Genomic DNA, 14,853 nt, shown 5'->3' with positions numbered 1-14,853 from the left:
GATCTACCCTTGGCCAGGGTGAAGTGTGGGTGAGACCACATGGAGGCCCGAACCGGTCGTCGTTGAAAAGGCGTCGGATGAGCTGAGGGTAGTGGAGAAATTCCAATCGAACCCGGAGATAGCTGGTTCTCCCCGAAATAGCTTTAGGGCTAGCCTCAAGCGATGGTCGCTGGAGGTAGAGCACTGATTGGGCTAGGGGCGCAAAAACGTTACCGAACCCTATCAAACTCCGAATGCTGGCGGCTTTAGCTTGGGAGTCAGACCACGAGCGATAAGGTCCGTGGTCGAGAGGGGAACAGCCCAGACCGACTGCTAAGGTCCCAAAGATGTGGCTAAGTGTGCAAAGGATGTTCAGCCGCGAAGACAACCAGGAGGTTGGCTTAGAAGCAGCCATTCCTTTAAAGAGTGCGTAACAGCTCACTGGTCGAGCGGCTGGGCGCCGAAAATACTCGGGGCTGAAGCCACACACCGAAGCATCGGGTTTAAAGCTGCGAGAAAGCAGCTTTAAGCGGTAGGGGAGCGTTCTGCGACAGGGAGAAGCCCAAGGCGCAAGCCAGGGTGGACGAGGCAGAAGTGAGAATGCCGGAATAAGTAGCGCGAGGCAGGTGGGAAGCCTGCCCGTCGGAAGCCCAAGGGTTTCTGGGGAAGGCGAATCCGCCCAGAGTTAGCCGGGGCCTAAGGCGAGGCCGAAAGGCGTAGCTGATGGGTATCAGGTTGATAATCCTGAGCCACCTGCCGGAGGTTAACCTACGAGGCGGGACGCAGGAGGAGCAGGCAACCGGGGTGTTGGTAAACCCCGGCCAAGCGGCGAGCGGGGGTGTGTAGGCAAATCCGCACACCCGTAAAACCGTGAGCCGTGATGGGGAGCCGAAATTAAAGTAGGCGAAGTGCTGAGCTTCACACTGCCAAGAAAAGCGTCGCGTAGGCGAAGGCAGGTGCCCGTACTGGAAACCGACACAGGTGGGCGAGGAGAGTATCCACAGACGGACGGGTGAAGCACCGCTAAGGAACTCGGCAAACTGACCCCGTAACTTCGGGAGAAGGGGTGCCCTGGCGATAAGTCAGGGTCGCAGGGAATAGGCCCAAGCGACTGTTTATCAAAAACACAGGTCTCTGCCAAGCCGAAAGGCGAGGTATAGGGGCTGACGCCTGCCCGGTGCTGGAAGGTTAAGGGGAGGGGTGGAAAGCTCCGAACCGAAGCCCCAGTGAACGGCGGCCGTAACTATAACGGTCCTAAGGTAGCGAAATTCCTTGTCGGGTAAGTTCCGACCCGCACGAATGGCGTAACGACTTGGGCGCTGTCTTGGCGGTGTGCCCGGCGAAATTGTGGTACCAGTGAAGACGCTGGTTACCCGCGGTTGGACAGAAAGACCCCGTGGAGCTTTACTGCAGCCTGGCACTGTGTTTTGGTGTGCCCTGTACAGGATAGGTGGGAGGCTGAGAAGTGGGTGCGCCAGCATCCATGGAGCCGACGGTGGGATACCACTCTGGGTGCACTGGAGCACTAACCAGACACTCTGAACCGAGTGATGGGACACTGTCAGGTGGGCAGTTTGACTGGGGCGGTCGCCTCCTAAAAGGTAACGGAGGCGCCCAAAGGTCACCTCAGCACGGATGGAAATCGTGCGGTAGGAGTGCAAAGGCGGTAAGGTGGCTTGACTGTGAGAGGGACACCTCGAGCAGGGACGAAAGTCGGGCTTAGTGATCCGGCGGTTTTCAAGTGGGAGAGCCGTCGCTCAACGGATAAAAGTTACCCCGGGGATAACAGGCTGATCTCCCCCGAGAGTCCACATCGACGGGGAGGTTTGGCACCTCGATGTCGGCTCATCGCATCCTGGGGCTGAAGTAGGTCCCAAGGGTTGGGCTGTTCGCCCATTAAAGCGGTACGTGAGCTGGGTTCAGAACGTCGTGAGACAGTTCGGTCCTTATCCGCCGCGGGCGCAGGGTATTTGAGGGGAGCTGACCCTAGTACGAGAGGACCGGGTTGGACGGACCGCTGGTTTACCAGTTGCACTGCCAAGTGCACGGCTGGGAAGCCAAGTCCGGATGGGATAAACGCTGAAAGCATCTAAGCGTGAAGCCCACCCCAAGATGAGATACCCCACACCGATGAGGTGGTAAGGGTCCTGGAAGACTACCAGGTAGATAGGCCGCATGTGTAAGCGCTGTGAGGCGTTGAGCAAGGCGGTACTAATGGCCCGAGGAGCTTGACCGAAAGAGAAGCTTTCTCCCTATTCACTTGCGAGGCTGCTGAAAAAAATGAATACAGGAAACAAATCCGGTGGCGAAAGAGCGAGGGAAACACCCGTTCCCATTCCGAACACGGAAGTTAAGCCTCGCAACGCCGATGATACTGTGCTGGAGACGGCACGGGAAAGTAGGTGGCTGCCGGATTTTTTATTTTTGTGTATATGTGTTAAATGTTTAACAATGCACGTAAAAAAGTTTGGGCTCACCAAATGGCAGGTCTTAAAAATTGCAAGAGGTTTTAAAAGAACTGAGCTTAAATGTGTTCAGTCTATCTTAACTTGTTGTTGTATTTCAAAAAGCAAAATTCTCACTTGGTACTGCTATCTTTTCAAGGATTTCATTTATCACGTCTGACGGCTTTGTGTTATTGACTGTATATTTTTTAATAAGAATTCTGCTCTCTATATAATTTTCATGGAATCAAATGTTTCTTAAAACTTCCAGCTAAAAAGTCTCTCATTACAGTTCAAGTAGTTTCCTTAGAAAAATCGAAAATAATCGAAAACGATATTGAAAACAATTCGAAAACCATTTATAATAATCTTATACGACAATCTCAGCAAAGGGGTTTGCTTTTCATGGGAAAAATCAAGGCAGCCATTTTTGACATGGATGGTGTTTTGACAGACACTGTAAAGCTACACTTCAAAGCATGGAAGAAGATGTTTGAAAACCATGGTTATAAATTTGAATATGAAGATTACAAATGGAAAGTTGATGGAAAGCCAAGGCTGGATGGGATAAAAAGCATTGCTTATGATGTGCCTGAAGACAAGCTAATAGAAATGGCAGAGGAAAAACAAAAGATTTTTTTAGAATTTGTTGAACAAGAAAATTTAGAAGCTTTTGAAGATAGCACATGGCTTTTGAATCATTTGAAGCAAAATAGTATAAAACTTGCTGTTGCTTCTTCAAGCAAAAATACCACTAAAATTTTGACCAAGATAGGAATTTACAATATGTTTGATACAGTTGTAACAGGGTATGATTTCAAAAAAGGAAAACCTGACCCTGAAATATTTCTTACTGCTGCACAAAGGTTAAATGTAAATCCAAAAGAGTGCGCCGTGTTTGAAGATGCCATAGATGGTGTTAAGGCAGGTATTCGTGCGGGGATGCTTACAATTGGGGTCTGTAGAGATGGTCAATTTGATAGACTAAAAGAAGCTCATTACGTGATTGATAGATTAGATAAGATTAGTTTAGAACTTCTTGAGAATCTTCATGAAAAACTTTTCAAAATGGTTTAGGAGGTTTTCAACAATGAAACTTTCAGAAAAAAACTGGCTGATTGAACAGGAAAGTTTTGGAGTTTCACATAAACATGAAACCTGTTTTGCTCTTACAAATGGGTATATAGGAATAAGAGGAATCAACGAAGAGGTTTTTTGTGATGAGATACCAGGAACTTTCATAGCAGGTGTATTTGACAAAGACACAGCTCAGGTTACAGAGCTTGTGAATTTACCAAATCCAATAGGTCTTAGGATATATATAAATAGAGAATATCTGAATCCTTTGAAATGTGAAGTGCTTGAGTTTAGGAGAGTTTTAGACTTAAAACAGGGACTACTTTTCAGAAAATTGAGACTAAAAGATGAAAAGGGTAGAATTACATCAATAGAGGGATTTCGATTTGTCAGCATGAAAAATAAAAATCTTATTGTTCAAAAGTACAATGTGATTTGTGAGAACTACTCAGCAGTTTTAAATGTAGAAAGTTTTATTGATGCTGCTACCGTGAACTCTAAGGATATCCCAAACGATAGAGTAAAACATTATGAAGTAGAAGATAAAAAGGATTGCAAAAGCTGTATATTCCTCGGCATTACAACAAAGGATGAAAGATACAAAGTGGGAATAGCAAGTTCTACAGAGGTTTTATTAAATGGGCATAAATGTTATTTTAATAGATTTGTTAAAGATTTAGGAAGCATTATTACCGAGAACATTGAAGTTGAGGCAAAAGAAGGAAAAAGTTATGAGATTGTAAAGCTGATTGTATTGGTGTCCTCGAGAGAAAATGTTGAGGATATTTTTAAAAGTTCACAGAACAAGCTTGAAAGAGCAAAAGAATTAGGTGTTGAGAGGCTGCTTTCTGAGCATATAGAAGAGTATGACAAACTCTGGGATGTTGCTAAGCTTGAGGTAATTGGTGATGAGGTTGCAGATAGAAGTCTCAAATTCAACGTTTTCCATCTACTTAGTATGGCGAATCCAGAAGATGAACGTGTAAGCCTTGGTGCAAAAGGCCTTCACGGAGAAGGTTACAAGGGACATGTCTTTTGGGACACAGAGATATTTATGCTCCCGTTTTACATTTACACAAATCCGAAAGCTGCAAGGGCAATGCTGATGTACAGGTACAATCTTTTGGACGCTGCAAGAGAGAACGCAAGGAAAAATGGATACAAAGGTGCGCAATTCCCCTGGGAGTCTGCAGACACCGGACAAGAGGAGACACCAAAGTGGGGGTACGATTATCTTGGCAAACCTGTTCGAATATGGACAGGGGATATAGAATATCATATTTCAGCAGACATAGCCTTTGCAGTTTTAGAGTATGTGCGTGCAACAGATGACATAGAGTTTCTTTTAAACTATGGTGCGGAAATTGTGATTGAAACAGCAAGGTTTTGGGCTTCTATTTGTAAATACAATGAAGAAAAGGATAGGTATGAAATAAATGATGTGATAGGTCCGGATGAGTTCCATGAACATTGCAACAACAATGCCTACACCAATTATCTTGCAAAGTGGAACTTAGAAAAGGCTTATGAAGTATTGAAACGCTTAAAGGAAAATTACCCCAGCCATTTTGAAAGGTTAGTAGGAAAAATAAACTTATCAGAAGATGAACCTTTGAACTGGCTAAAAGTTGCATCAAAGATTTATATTCCATACCATCCTGAAACAAAGCTAATTGAACAGTTTGAGGGATACTTTAATCTTAAAGATTTTGTTATTAAAGAATACGACAGCAACAATATGCCAGTCTGGCCAGAAGGTGTTGAGCTTGACAAGCTGAATGATTATCAGCTCATAAAACAGGCAGATGTTGTGATGCTTTTGTATTTGCTTGGCGACCAGTTTGATGAAGAGGTTATGAAAATAAACTATGATTACTACGAAAAAAGGACAATGCACAAATCGTCATTGAGCCCGAGCATCTATGCTTTAATGGGAGTAAGAGTGGGTGAGACAAAAAGAGCATATATAAACTTTATGCGTACCGCTTTGACAGACCTTGAAGACAATCAGGGCAACACTGCCTTAGGAATCCACGCTGCATCTTTGGGCGGCACATGGCAAGCTTTGATATTTGGTTTTGGAGGTTTAAAAGTGGAAAAGGATGATGTTCTATCTGTCAATCCGTGGCTTCCTGAAAAATGGGAAGCTTTGAAATTTAGCATCTGGTGGAAAGGAAACTTGTTGGATTTTGTTGTAACCAAGGAAAATATTGAAATCAGAAAAAGAGTAGACAAAAGCAGAGTAAAACTCAAGATAAGAGATAAAGAAGTGGTCTTATAGCCTTTTTGACTTGCAACTCCCTGTGGGAAAAAATTTTTCACAGGGAGTTTAATTTCACGAAAAGATTTCGAAAAAAGTTTGAAAGCTTGGACCATATGAAACAGCATTGCTTATGCTTAATAAACAAAATTCGAAAATCAAATAAAAAACCTATAGACAAAATTACTAACTTGTTGTATAATAAAATTATCGAAAACATTTCCGAAATATTTAATTCAAAAGGGAGGTTTGTTTTATGAAAAAATTTCTAACAGTTTTATTAACGCTAATTTTCCTACTTTCCTTGGTTGCAGGAGCGTTTATTACGCAAAAAGATGTTTTTGGCACTTCCAAGATAACTTTAAAGCTGGGTGCGTGGGCATCTTCTCCTGCTGAGAAGAAGATTGTTCAAAACCAAATCGCAGCCTTCAAAAAGCTCTATCCCAATGTCGATATTAAATTAGTTGAAATTGTCGGTGACTATAATCAAAAGATGCAACTTCTCATGGCATCTAAAACAGAACCTGATATCTTTTACATGGATTCAATGCCAGCTTGGCAGTACATTGCAAAGAATGTCTTAGAGCCGCTTGATAGCTGGATGAAGAAGTACAATGTCAAAACAATTGGTTATGAGTCATCACTTCTTCAGCCATTCATCTACAAAGGGAAAGTGTATGGACTTCCAAAAGACTACAATACATTAGTTTTGTTCTACAACAAAGAGATGTTCAAACAAGCAGGTCTTACACAGCCACCAAAGACATGGCAGGAGCTGAAAGAGTATGCTAAAAAACTTACAACAGACAAGGTTGTAGGTCTTACCATGAACCTTGAACTTGCAAGAATTCAACCTTTTGCATATCAAAATGGTGGTAAAGTATTTGATGGCGAAAAGCCAGTCTTTACAGACCCGAAAGCTTTGGAAGGTTTAAAATTTGCGCTTGACCTTTTCAAAGAAGGAATATGCAAGACACCGAAGGATTTAGGTGCTGGCTGGGTTGGTGATGCATTTGCTGACAAGAAAGCTGCTATGACAATTGAAGGTGGCTGGATGATTCCATTCTTAAACGACAGAAAGATACCAAAAGACTCATATGGAATTGCAGAACTTCCCGCAGGACCAGCTGGCAAGTCAACAATGGCATTCACCGTTGCATATGTAATGAGCAAGAATTCAAAGCACAAACCTGAAGCATTCAAACTTATAAGATTCTTAACAGGAGAAGGCGGGCAAAAGTATGTGGTTGAAGCAGGTCTGGCACTTCCTTCATTAAAGAGCGCAGGTGCAAACTTTGCTAAGACTTATCCAGAGAGAAAGGCACTTGTCGATGGCGCAAAATATGCGCAGGTCTATTTCTATGGTCTGGATGGCACAAAAGTTGTGGATGTCTTCAACAAAGCATTTGAAGACTATGTAATTGGCAAGAAGTATGACCTTAAGAAGAACATTGAGGAAAGAGTAAAGCAAATCATGAAGTAAAATAGAAGATACTACCTGAAAAATAATCAAGGCAGGTAAAAAAGCCTGCCTTGATTTATAAGAATATAACTGTAAGTTATAGGGGGATGTGAATAAAAAATGAGAAATAGAACAAAAACGCAAGAATACTTGACAGCTTTTGTCATGCTGCTTCCTTATATACTGTCTTTTTGTGTATTTTTTGCTTACCCGCTTGTAAAGGCTTTTGTAATAAGTTTTCAGAACTTTTCATTCTTAGGAGATGCTCCACCTAAATTTGTAGGCCTTGCTAACTATAAAGAAGCGCTGACAAACAAGATGTTTTTAGATTCTATCCTTAACACACTTTATTATTCTGTTTTAGTTGTTCCTACTCAGCTTATTATTGCTCTCATTTTAGCTGTGATAGTAAATGATAAGGTGAAATTCAAGGAGTTTTTCAGGACAACATATTATCTTCCCACGGTTACATCACCTGTAGCAGTATCGATTATATTTCTGTTTTTGTACAAAACAGATGGACTTGTGAATCAGATTTTAAGGCATATTGGGATTACTCCTCGAAACTGGTTCAATGAACCTTCTTTTGTGATGCCCGCAATTGTGAGTGTTGCTGTTTGGGGGTCTGTAGGGTTTTATATGGTTACATTTTTGTCTGGGCTTTCAACAATTCCAGACCAGCTTTATGAAGCTGCAGAAGTTGAAGGTGCAGGAGAGCTTACAAAGCTTCTTAAAATCACAGTACCTCTTTTAAAACCGATGATATTTTTCAACACAGTTGTATCTTTTATTAGCACTCTCCAGATGTTTGATTTATCATACATTATAGGCGGTTCTGATGGTGGTCCCATGGGAAAAGCAATGACAATGGTTGTGATGATATACAGAACAGCTTTTAAAGAGTTCAACATGGGAGTTGCCTCAGCTATGGCGTTTGTTGTGTTTGGGATTATCTTTGCATTGACATTAATTCAGCGAAAGTTTTTTGGCGAGGAAATGTCATATTAAGTAATAATTTTTCTGGATTATCGAAAAAGGAGATGAGAAAAAGGTGTGGAAGAAGGAAAGTACCTATGGGATTGGAGTCAAAATAGTGCTATATACAATCTGCATTTTATGAGCACTGATAACCTTGGTACCATACCTTATTGCAGTTATAACTTCTTTAAAACCTGTAGAAGATGTGACAAAATTCTCTGTTGATTTTGGAAAGCTGAGCTTCAGTAGCTATAAATATATCACGACAGAGTTTCCGTTTATGAGGTGGCTTTTTAACAGCTTTGTGGTTGCAGTGGCTGTAACAGCTGGCAATCTGCTTTTCAATTCCATGGCAGCATATGCTCTTGCAAGGCTAAACTTCCCATTTAAGAAGGTTGTTTTTTACATTATCATAGGCACAATGATGATACCTGGGCAGGTACTCTTGATTCCTATTTACCTTATTCTAAACAAACTTGGCTGGATTGATTCGTACAAGGGATTAATCATTCCATGGCTTGTGAGTGCTTTTTATATATTTTTTATGCGCCAGTATTTTTTGACAATTCCCAAGGATTTAGAAGAAGCTGCATTGATTGACGGGCTGTCACGGTTTGGAATATTCTTTAAAATATTCTTACCGCTATCATTGCCAGCTTTGGCCACTCAAGCTATATTCATATTTGTGGGCAACTGGAACAGTTTCATGTGGCCAAGCATTATAGCTTCGTCTGAAGAGCTGTATACCCTGCCGGTAGGACTCAACTCATTTTACGGTCAGTACTATCAATTTTGGAACCAGGTTTTGGCAGGAGCAATCCTTCTTTCTTTGCCAACCATAATAGTTTTCGTAGCATTTCAGAAATATTTCGTCAGGGGAATAGTCACAACAGGGCTTAAAGAATAACAAAAGTATTGAAACAGAAGGCAAAGAAAGTGTATAATTAATTTCAAGGTTTTAGTGAAACATTTCAAAAATAAGAGGGAGAAACGAGAAAATGAGGAAGAACAAGAATGTGACCATAAAAGATATTGCAAAAGCTTTGGGACTGTCGCCAAGTACTGTTTCAAGGGCGCTCAATAATTACTCAGATATAAGCCCGGAGACAAGAGACAAGGTAATAGAGATGGCCAAAAAACTAAACTACACACCAAACATCTTTGCAAAAAGTCTTGTTACAAACAAAACAAAAAGAGTTGGACTGTTCATTGAAGACATGGAGAAAGAAGGTATATACGGTGTTTTCTATTATGAGATACTTATAAGCTTTAGGAAAGCTGCAATGGACAATGGTTATGAGGTTGTTTTGCTCTCAACATCTTCAGAGGAACAAAAGAAAATCTCTTTTGATGCAGTTATGCAGGAAAAAGGGCTTGAAGGTGCATTTATAATGGGACTTAAAATGGATGATGAGTATTTAAATGAAATACAAAAAAGCAGTTATCCTGTTGTATTGCTTGACATTCCAATAAAAAACTCAAATGTAGGTTATGTGACAACAAACAACCTAAAAGGTGCTCAGCTTGCAACAGAACATTTGATTAACCTTGGACACAAAAGAATAGGGTTTTTGAATGGTCACAAAAAAGCATATGTCAGCCAAGAAAGATTAAACGGTTATATATTAGCACTGAGCAGGAACGGACTTCAGGTTGACAGTGAACTTATTTATGAAGGTGATTTTACAGAGGCAAGTGGGTTTAAAGCAGCAGACTATTTTGTCCAGAAAGGTGTCACAGCAGTGTTTGCTGCATCAGACATGATGGCAATCGGTCTTATAAAAAGATTAAAGGAACTTGGTGTGGATGTGCCTAAAAAAGTTTCGGTTGTTGGATTTGACGATATATCCTTGGCACGCTACATCACCCCCACTCTTACAACAATAAGACAGAACAAGAGTGAGATGGGCAAATCAGCCTTTTACTTGCTTTTGAACCTGATTTCAAAGCAGCCCATAAACCACATTATTTTAGAGCCAGAGCTTGTAAAAAGAGAATCAACAGCAAGACTGCGCTAAATATCTTTGTAAGCTTTTCAAAGACGGCTGTGAGAAGAAAACGCAAATCTTCTCACAGCCTTTAAAATTTTAATTAGCAAGTATAAATTCTTTAGTCTGTCCTCTTTTCAATTCAAAACTGCTACCATAGTGTGAAAGCTGAATACTTTCACCTTCCAGAAGTGTATAGAAAGCTTTGTCTTTTGTGATTTCCACGTTCAAAACTTTTCCCTTGTATCTTACTTTGAACGATAAACATTCAAGCCTTTCAGGAAGCTTTGGAGCAAAGGAAAGTACACCTTTGTTTGTTCTCATTCCACCAAAACCGAATACCAAAGCTTGCCAAGCACCGCCCATACAAGCAGCGTGAATTCCATCTTTTGTGTTGTTATTTAAATCGTCAAGGTCCATTCTTGCTGTATATACAAAGTATTCGTATGCTTTGTCTAAGTACCCAAGCTCTGCTGCTAGGATGCTAAAGATTGCAGGTGAGAGTGACGAGTCGTGTGTTGTAATGGGTTCATAGTATTCATAGTTATTTTTTAAATCCTCAAATGTAAAGTTTTCTCTCAAAAGGTAAATGAGCAAAAGAACGTCTGGCTGTTTGCAAACCTGATATCTATAGATGTCTAAATAATGCCAGTTCAAAAGAAGAGGGAACTGACTCTCTGGAATTTTTGACAAATCAAGCCTCTTTTTATAGATGAATGAATCGTCCTGAGGAATAATTTTCAGCTCTGGATTGTACGGCAGATACATGTTATTTGCAATGGTTTTCCAGAGCAAGACTTCATCTCTTGAAAGCTCAATTTTTCTGCAAAGTTTCTCAAGAGCATTACTATCTTTTTCTTTCAATAGATTATAAAGCTCTGTAGCAAACTCAAGGGTCATCTTTACCATGTAGTTTGTATAAGCGTTGTTGTCAACAAGCGCAGTATACTCATCAGGACCGGTGACACAAAATATGCAAAATTTTCCGCCTTTTGCTTCACTGAAATGTCCAAGTTCTGCGTAGAATCTTGCAACTTCAAATACAATCTCTGCACCATAGTTTTTTATGAATTCCAAATCATCTGTTGCTTCAAAATACTTTTTTATAGCATATACAATATCAGCGTTTATATGGTATTGAGCAGTCCCTGCTGGGAAATATGCAGAACACTCTTTCCCTGCAATTGTTCGCCAGGGATATAGTGCTCCTCTGTGGTGAAGTTCTTTTGCCCGCTTTCTTGCTGCATCTAAAATGTTGTATCTATATAAAAGAAGCATTTTTGCAATTTTTGGCTGGGTATATATGAAAAATGGAATTATATAAATTTCGGAGTCCCAGAAATAATGTCCGCCGTAACCTTCACCTGTAAGACCTTTTGCGGTAATATTTGAAATACCGTTCGTGCCTGTTGATTGAAGCAGCGAAAATAGACTAAATCTTATAGCTTGCTGAATATTTATATCTCCTTTTACCACAACATCAGCATTTTCCCAAAAGATGTCTAAAAATTCTCTTTGTTCTTTCAAAAGATTTTCAAATCCCATCTTTTTTGCCTCAAGTATTTCAGCAGCGCAGCGCTCTTCAATCAAATCTTCTTCAACATCTCTTTGTGTAAAATATGAAAAATATTTTGTCAAATTATATTCCATATCTTTGGTTGCATCAAATTCAATCTCAAATACGACAAGGTTTTTTTCTTTGTCAGCAAAAGATTTATATTGAAAATCGTCAAAGCCCAAAACATGATCTACCATACAGCCATATGAGAGCCTGCTCTTTTTGGTTTTCTGCATCAAAAAGCCATTAAGTTCATCACAGTAAGCTTTAATTGTTTTAAAAGGGAATTTTTCTATTCCAGAGCCGACCCTCACATCTTCTGTCTCAAGAAGATTTGAAGAGTTTCCATCTATTTTGCTTACAATTTTTATTCTGCCAGAAAAATTAAGAGGTTTTATTCTGACGTTGATTGCTCCTAAATGCTGTCTTTTAAAGCATGTAAGTCGTTCAAATACAACATAAATTTTTCGGCCACTGTTAGATTCCCAGATTGCTTCGCGTACTAATGTCCCACTTTTCATATCAAGTTTTCTGACGTGCTTGTAAATTTTGCTACTGACCAGATTGAATTTTTCACCCTCAACTATTATTTCAAATGTCTTCACATCAGCCACATTTACCATTGCCTCGCCGCGCTTTGCAAATCCATATCCACCCTCTGGATAGGTTATATCATACTCTTCATAAAAACCGTTGATATACGTTGCTTTAAAACTTTGATTTTTGTCGGGGAAATCTTCATCCAAGTTTCCTCTCAGGCCCAAATATCCATTTGCAACTGTAAATATGGTCTCAAGTATAAAATTATTTTCAGGATGAAATCCCTCTTCTATTATGTTCCACTCATCTGGCAAAAATATAGCTTGCTTTTTGGGAAGCTTTCTCAAGCTGTATTCTCCTTTCGCAGCAAAATCTTTTTTATGTAATCATACCTTATTATAATTTTACAGTCAATGGCTGGAAGTTACTTTTTAAATATGTTTTGGGAATGTTACCGAAATATTTTCGATAAAGTTAGATTCAAATAAAGCACAGATAGAATATTCTTGTTTGTGAGCTACTATATTTGACATGAAAAATAATACAAAGACTGACCACGGAACTACCATGGTTGATCTTTGCTTGTTATAAAAATAAGAGAAAATTGAAGAAATTTTAAGATATTTAGAGAAAGAGAAATTTTATATTGAAAAAATCACAAAAATTAATTAAAAAAAAAGAAAAAACGAGATTGACAATATAAAGATGTGAAGGATAAGATTTGCATATAAATTCTTCTTTTGTGTAAATCAGGGTAATAAAGCATAGGAGGGTAAAGGTAGAAATTAAGATGTGTGGGAAAGAAATAGAAGTTGGGGGCAAGAAATTAGTAGTTACAAACGAGATTTTGAGGAGTCCAGAGGGCAAAATATATTTTATTGTAGATTTTGAGACAAAGTTTGAAGAGCCTGACATATCTAAGATTCCTGTGAGAGCAGTTGAGATTAAGACAAAGGAAGAGGAGTATCTTTTGAGGAGATACAATATTGTAGTAGGAGAGATAGAGGACAATGTTGAATATAGGTTTTAAGGGCAAGTATAAGGTATTGCATTTTACCAATGAGATAGGCGGTTATATTATAGGTGGAATAGCTACATTTATAGAACAGCTATATAAGTTTCATAAGGCAGATGAGGGGTTTGTACATATTTATGATGGGGACATATTGGATGAAATAGATATAAGAAGATATGTAAATGTCAATATCAAAATGAGACTATAAATAATTTTGTGTAAAGTATAATAGCCTCCTTCTTGGTAAGAATCAGAATATAAACAAAAATAACCAAGTGGGAGGCTTTTATTATGGAAAATGTTTTATCAAAAGAACAATTACTCGAATTCATAAGAAAAAATAACATCCAGAGTGTAAGCGACATTTATGAAAGCTTGAAGGATCTATTCAAAGACTTACTACAAAGCTTTTTAGAAGCAGAAATTGAAGAAAGTTTAGGTTACGAAAAATATGATGTCAAAAACAAGCAGACAACAAATTCACGAAACGGTTATAGTCAAAAGACTGTCAAAACCAAGTTTGGTGAAATGGAACTTGATATTCCAAGGGATAGAGAAGGCGAATTTGAACCCAAGATAATTCCTAAGTACAAAAGAGATATTTCAGAGATTGAAAACAAAATTATAGCCCTGTATTCAAGAGGAATGACAACACGAGACATTCATGAGCAAATTAAAGATATTTATGGTATTGAAATATCTAGCGAAATGGTTAGCAAAATTACAGAGAAAATTATTCCTGAGATAAGAGAATGGCAAAATAGACCTTTGGAAAAGATATATCCGTTTATTTTCATGGACGCGATTCATTACAAGATAAAAGATGAGGGTAAAATTGTAAATAAAGCTGCCTATGTTGTTTTAGGTATTAACATTGAAGGATATAAGGATGTTTTAGGGATATGGATTGGAGAGAGTGAAAGCTCTAAATTCTGGTTGGGTGTTTTGAATGACTTGAAAACAAGAGGAGTAGAAGAGGTACTACTGTTTTGTGTTGACGGCTTGACAGGTTTAAAGGAAGCAATAGAAGCAGTATTCCCTAAAAGCGATGTTCAAAGGTGTATTATTCATCAACTAAGAAATTCGTTCAAATATGTTTCATACAAGCATATAAAAGAATTTTCAAAGGATTTTAAGAAAGTGTATCAGGCAACTAATGAAGAAGAAGCGCTGGAGAATTTTTATCAGGTAAGAGAAAAGTGGGGGAAACAGTATCCTTATGCGTTCAGAAGCTGGGAAAACAACTGGGATTCACTGATATCGTTTTTTAAGTTTCCCCCAGAGATAAGGAAGATAATTTATACCACAAACATCATAGAAGGAATTCACAGACAGTTTAGGAAAGTGACAAAGACAAAATCAGTGTTTCCAAATGATATAGCATTAGAGAAGATGCTTTATCTTGCGACAAAAAATGTTGTAAGAAAGTGGACACAGAGGTACAGAAATTGGGATATAATATTAAATCAGCTTTTGATAATGTATCCTGAGCGTTTGAGAGAGTATATAAAGTAGATAGCGATTACCAGTTCGCATTTTAAACTGCTTCCAT

The 14,853-nt window shown here is 39.2% G+C and carries 10 protein-coding genes and 2 rRNA genes (1 of these 12 only partly in view); 11 read left to right on the top strand and 1 reads right to left on the bottom strand.

The annotated features are described in order from the left end of the window. The 8 genes from OTK01_RS11530 to OTK01_RS11495 all read left to right on the top strand — a co-directional run. Positions 1 to 2,215, top strand: a 23S ribosomal RNA gene (locus tag OTK01_RS11530); it begins 736 nt to the left of the window's first position. A 62-nt stretch (positions 2,216 to 2,277) separates the two neighbouring features. After that, positions 2,278 to 2,394: ribosomal RNA gene (gene rrf, locus OTK01_RS11525) — 5S ribosomal RNA — on the top strand. A gap of 434 nt (positions 2,395 to 2,828) precedes the next feature. Next, positions 2,829 to 3,500 carry an HAD family hydrolase gene (locus tag OTK01_RS11520; RefSeq protein ID WP_029229241.1) on the top strand — a complete coding sequence of 224 codons (672 nt, stop codon included), beginning with the start codon at positions 2,829 to 2,831 and terminating at the stop codon, positions 3,498 to 3,500. A 13-nt stretch (positions 3,501 to 3,513) separates the two neighbouring features. After that, on the top strand, positions 3,514 to 5,781 hold the full coding sequence (locus OTK01_RS11515) for a glycoside hydrolase family 65 protein (protein WP_029229242.1): 2,268 nt from the start codon (positions 3,514 to 3,516) through the stop codon (positions 5,779 to 5,781). 235 nt (positions 5,782 to 6,016) lie between these two features. Beyond that, the gene (locus OTK01_RS11510) at positions 6,017 to 7,243 is read left to right on the top strand and encodes an ABC transporter substrate-binding protein (RefSeq protein WP_029229243.1); all 1,227 of its coding nucleotides are present in this window, start codon (positions 6,017 to 6,019) and stop codon (positions 7,241 to 7,243) included. A gap of 99 nt (positions 7,244 to 7,342) precedes the next feature. Next, the gene (locus OTK01_RS11505; protein ID WP_013431752.1) at positions 7,343 to 8,230 is read left to right on the top strand and encodes a carbohydrate ABC transporter permease; all 888 of its coding nucleotides are present in this window, start codon (positions 7,343 to 7,345) and stop codon (positions 8,228 to 8,230) included. Between the two features lie 115 nt (positions 8,231 to 8,345). Next, the gene (locus OTK01_RS11500; protein WP_307188819.1) at positions 8,346 to 9,107 is read left to right on the top strand and encodes a carbohydrate ABC transporter permease; all 762 of its coding nucleotides are present in this window, start codon (positions 8,346 to 8,348) and stop codon (positions 9,105 to 9,107) included. 91 nt (positions 9,108 to 9,198) lie between these two features. Next, positions 9,199 to 10,218: a LacI family DNA-binding transcriptional regulator gene (locus OTK01_RS11495; RefSeq protein WP_029229244.1), complete on the top strand. Its 1,020-nt coding sequence runs from the start codon at positions 9,199 to 9,201 to the stop codon at positions 10,216 to 10,218. A gap of 69 nt (positions 10,219 to 10,287) precedes the next feature. Here OTK01_RS11495 and OTK01_RS11490 read toward each other — a convergent pair whose 3' ends face one another. Beyond that, positions 10,288 to 12,633 carry a glycoside hydrolase family 65 protein gene (locus OTK01_RS11490; RefSeq protein WP_029229245.1) on the bottom strand — a complete coding sequence of 782 codons (2,346 nt, stop codon included), beginning with the start codon at positions 12,631 to 12,633 and terminating at the stop codon, positions 10,288 to 10,290. A 443-nt stretch (positions 12,634 to 13,076) separates the two neighbouring features. Here OTK01_RS11490 and OTK01_RS11485 point away from each other — a divergent pair, with 443 nt between their 5' ends. From OTK01_RS11485 to OTK01_RS11475, 3 genes are all read left to right on the top strand, one after another. After that, complete coding sequence (locus OTK01_RS11485) at positions 13,077 to 13,316, top strand: hypothetical protein (protein WP_029229246.1); 240 nt, start codon at positions 13,077 to 13,079, stop codon at positions 13,314 to 13,316. Beyond that, the gene (locus tag OTK01_RS11480; RefSeq protein WP_029229247.1) at positions 13,297 to 13,509 is read left to right on the top strand and encodes a hypothetical protein; all 213 of its coding nucleotides are present in this window, start codon (positions 13,297 to 13,299) and stop codon (positions 13,507 to 13,509) included. Before OTK01_RS11485 ends, OTK01_RS11480 begins: the two co-directional genes overlap by 20 nt. Before the next feature lie 83 nt (positions 13,510 to 13,592). After that, complete coding sequence (locus OTK01_RS11475; protein ID WP_269011616.1) at positions 13,593 to 14,816, top strand: IS256 family transposase; 1,224 nt, start codon at positions 13,593 to 13,595, stop codon at positions 14,814 to 14,816. Positions 14,817 to 14,853 lie beyond the last annotated feature (37 nt).

Source organism: Caldicellulosiruptor acetigenus (genome assembly GCF_026914305.1).
GTDB lineage: Bacteria > Bacillota > Thermoanaerobacteria > Caldicellulosiruptorales > Caldicellulosiruptoraceae > Caldicellulosiruptor > Caldicellulosiruptor acetigenus.
This window is presented reverse-complemented; position numbering and strand designations above follow the sequence as displayed.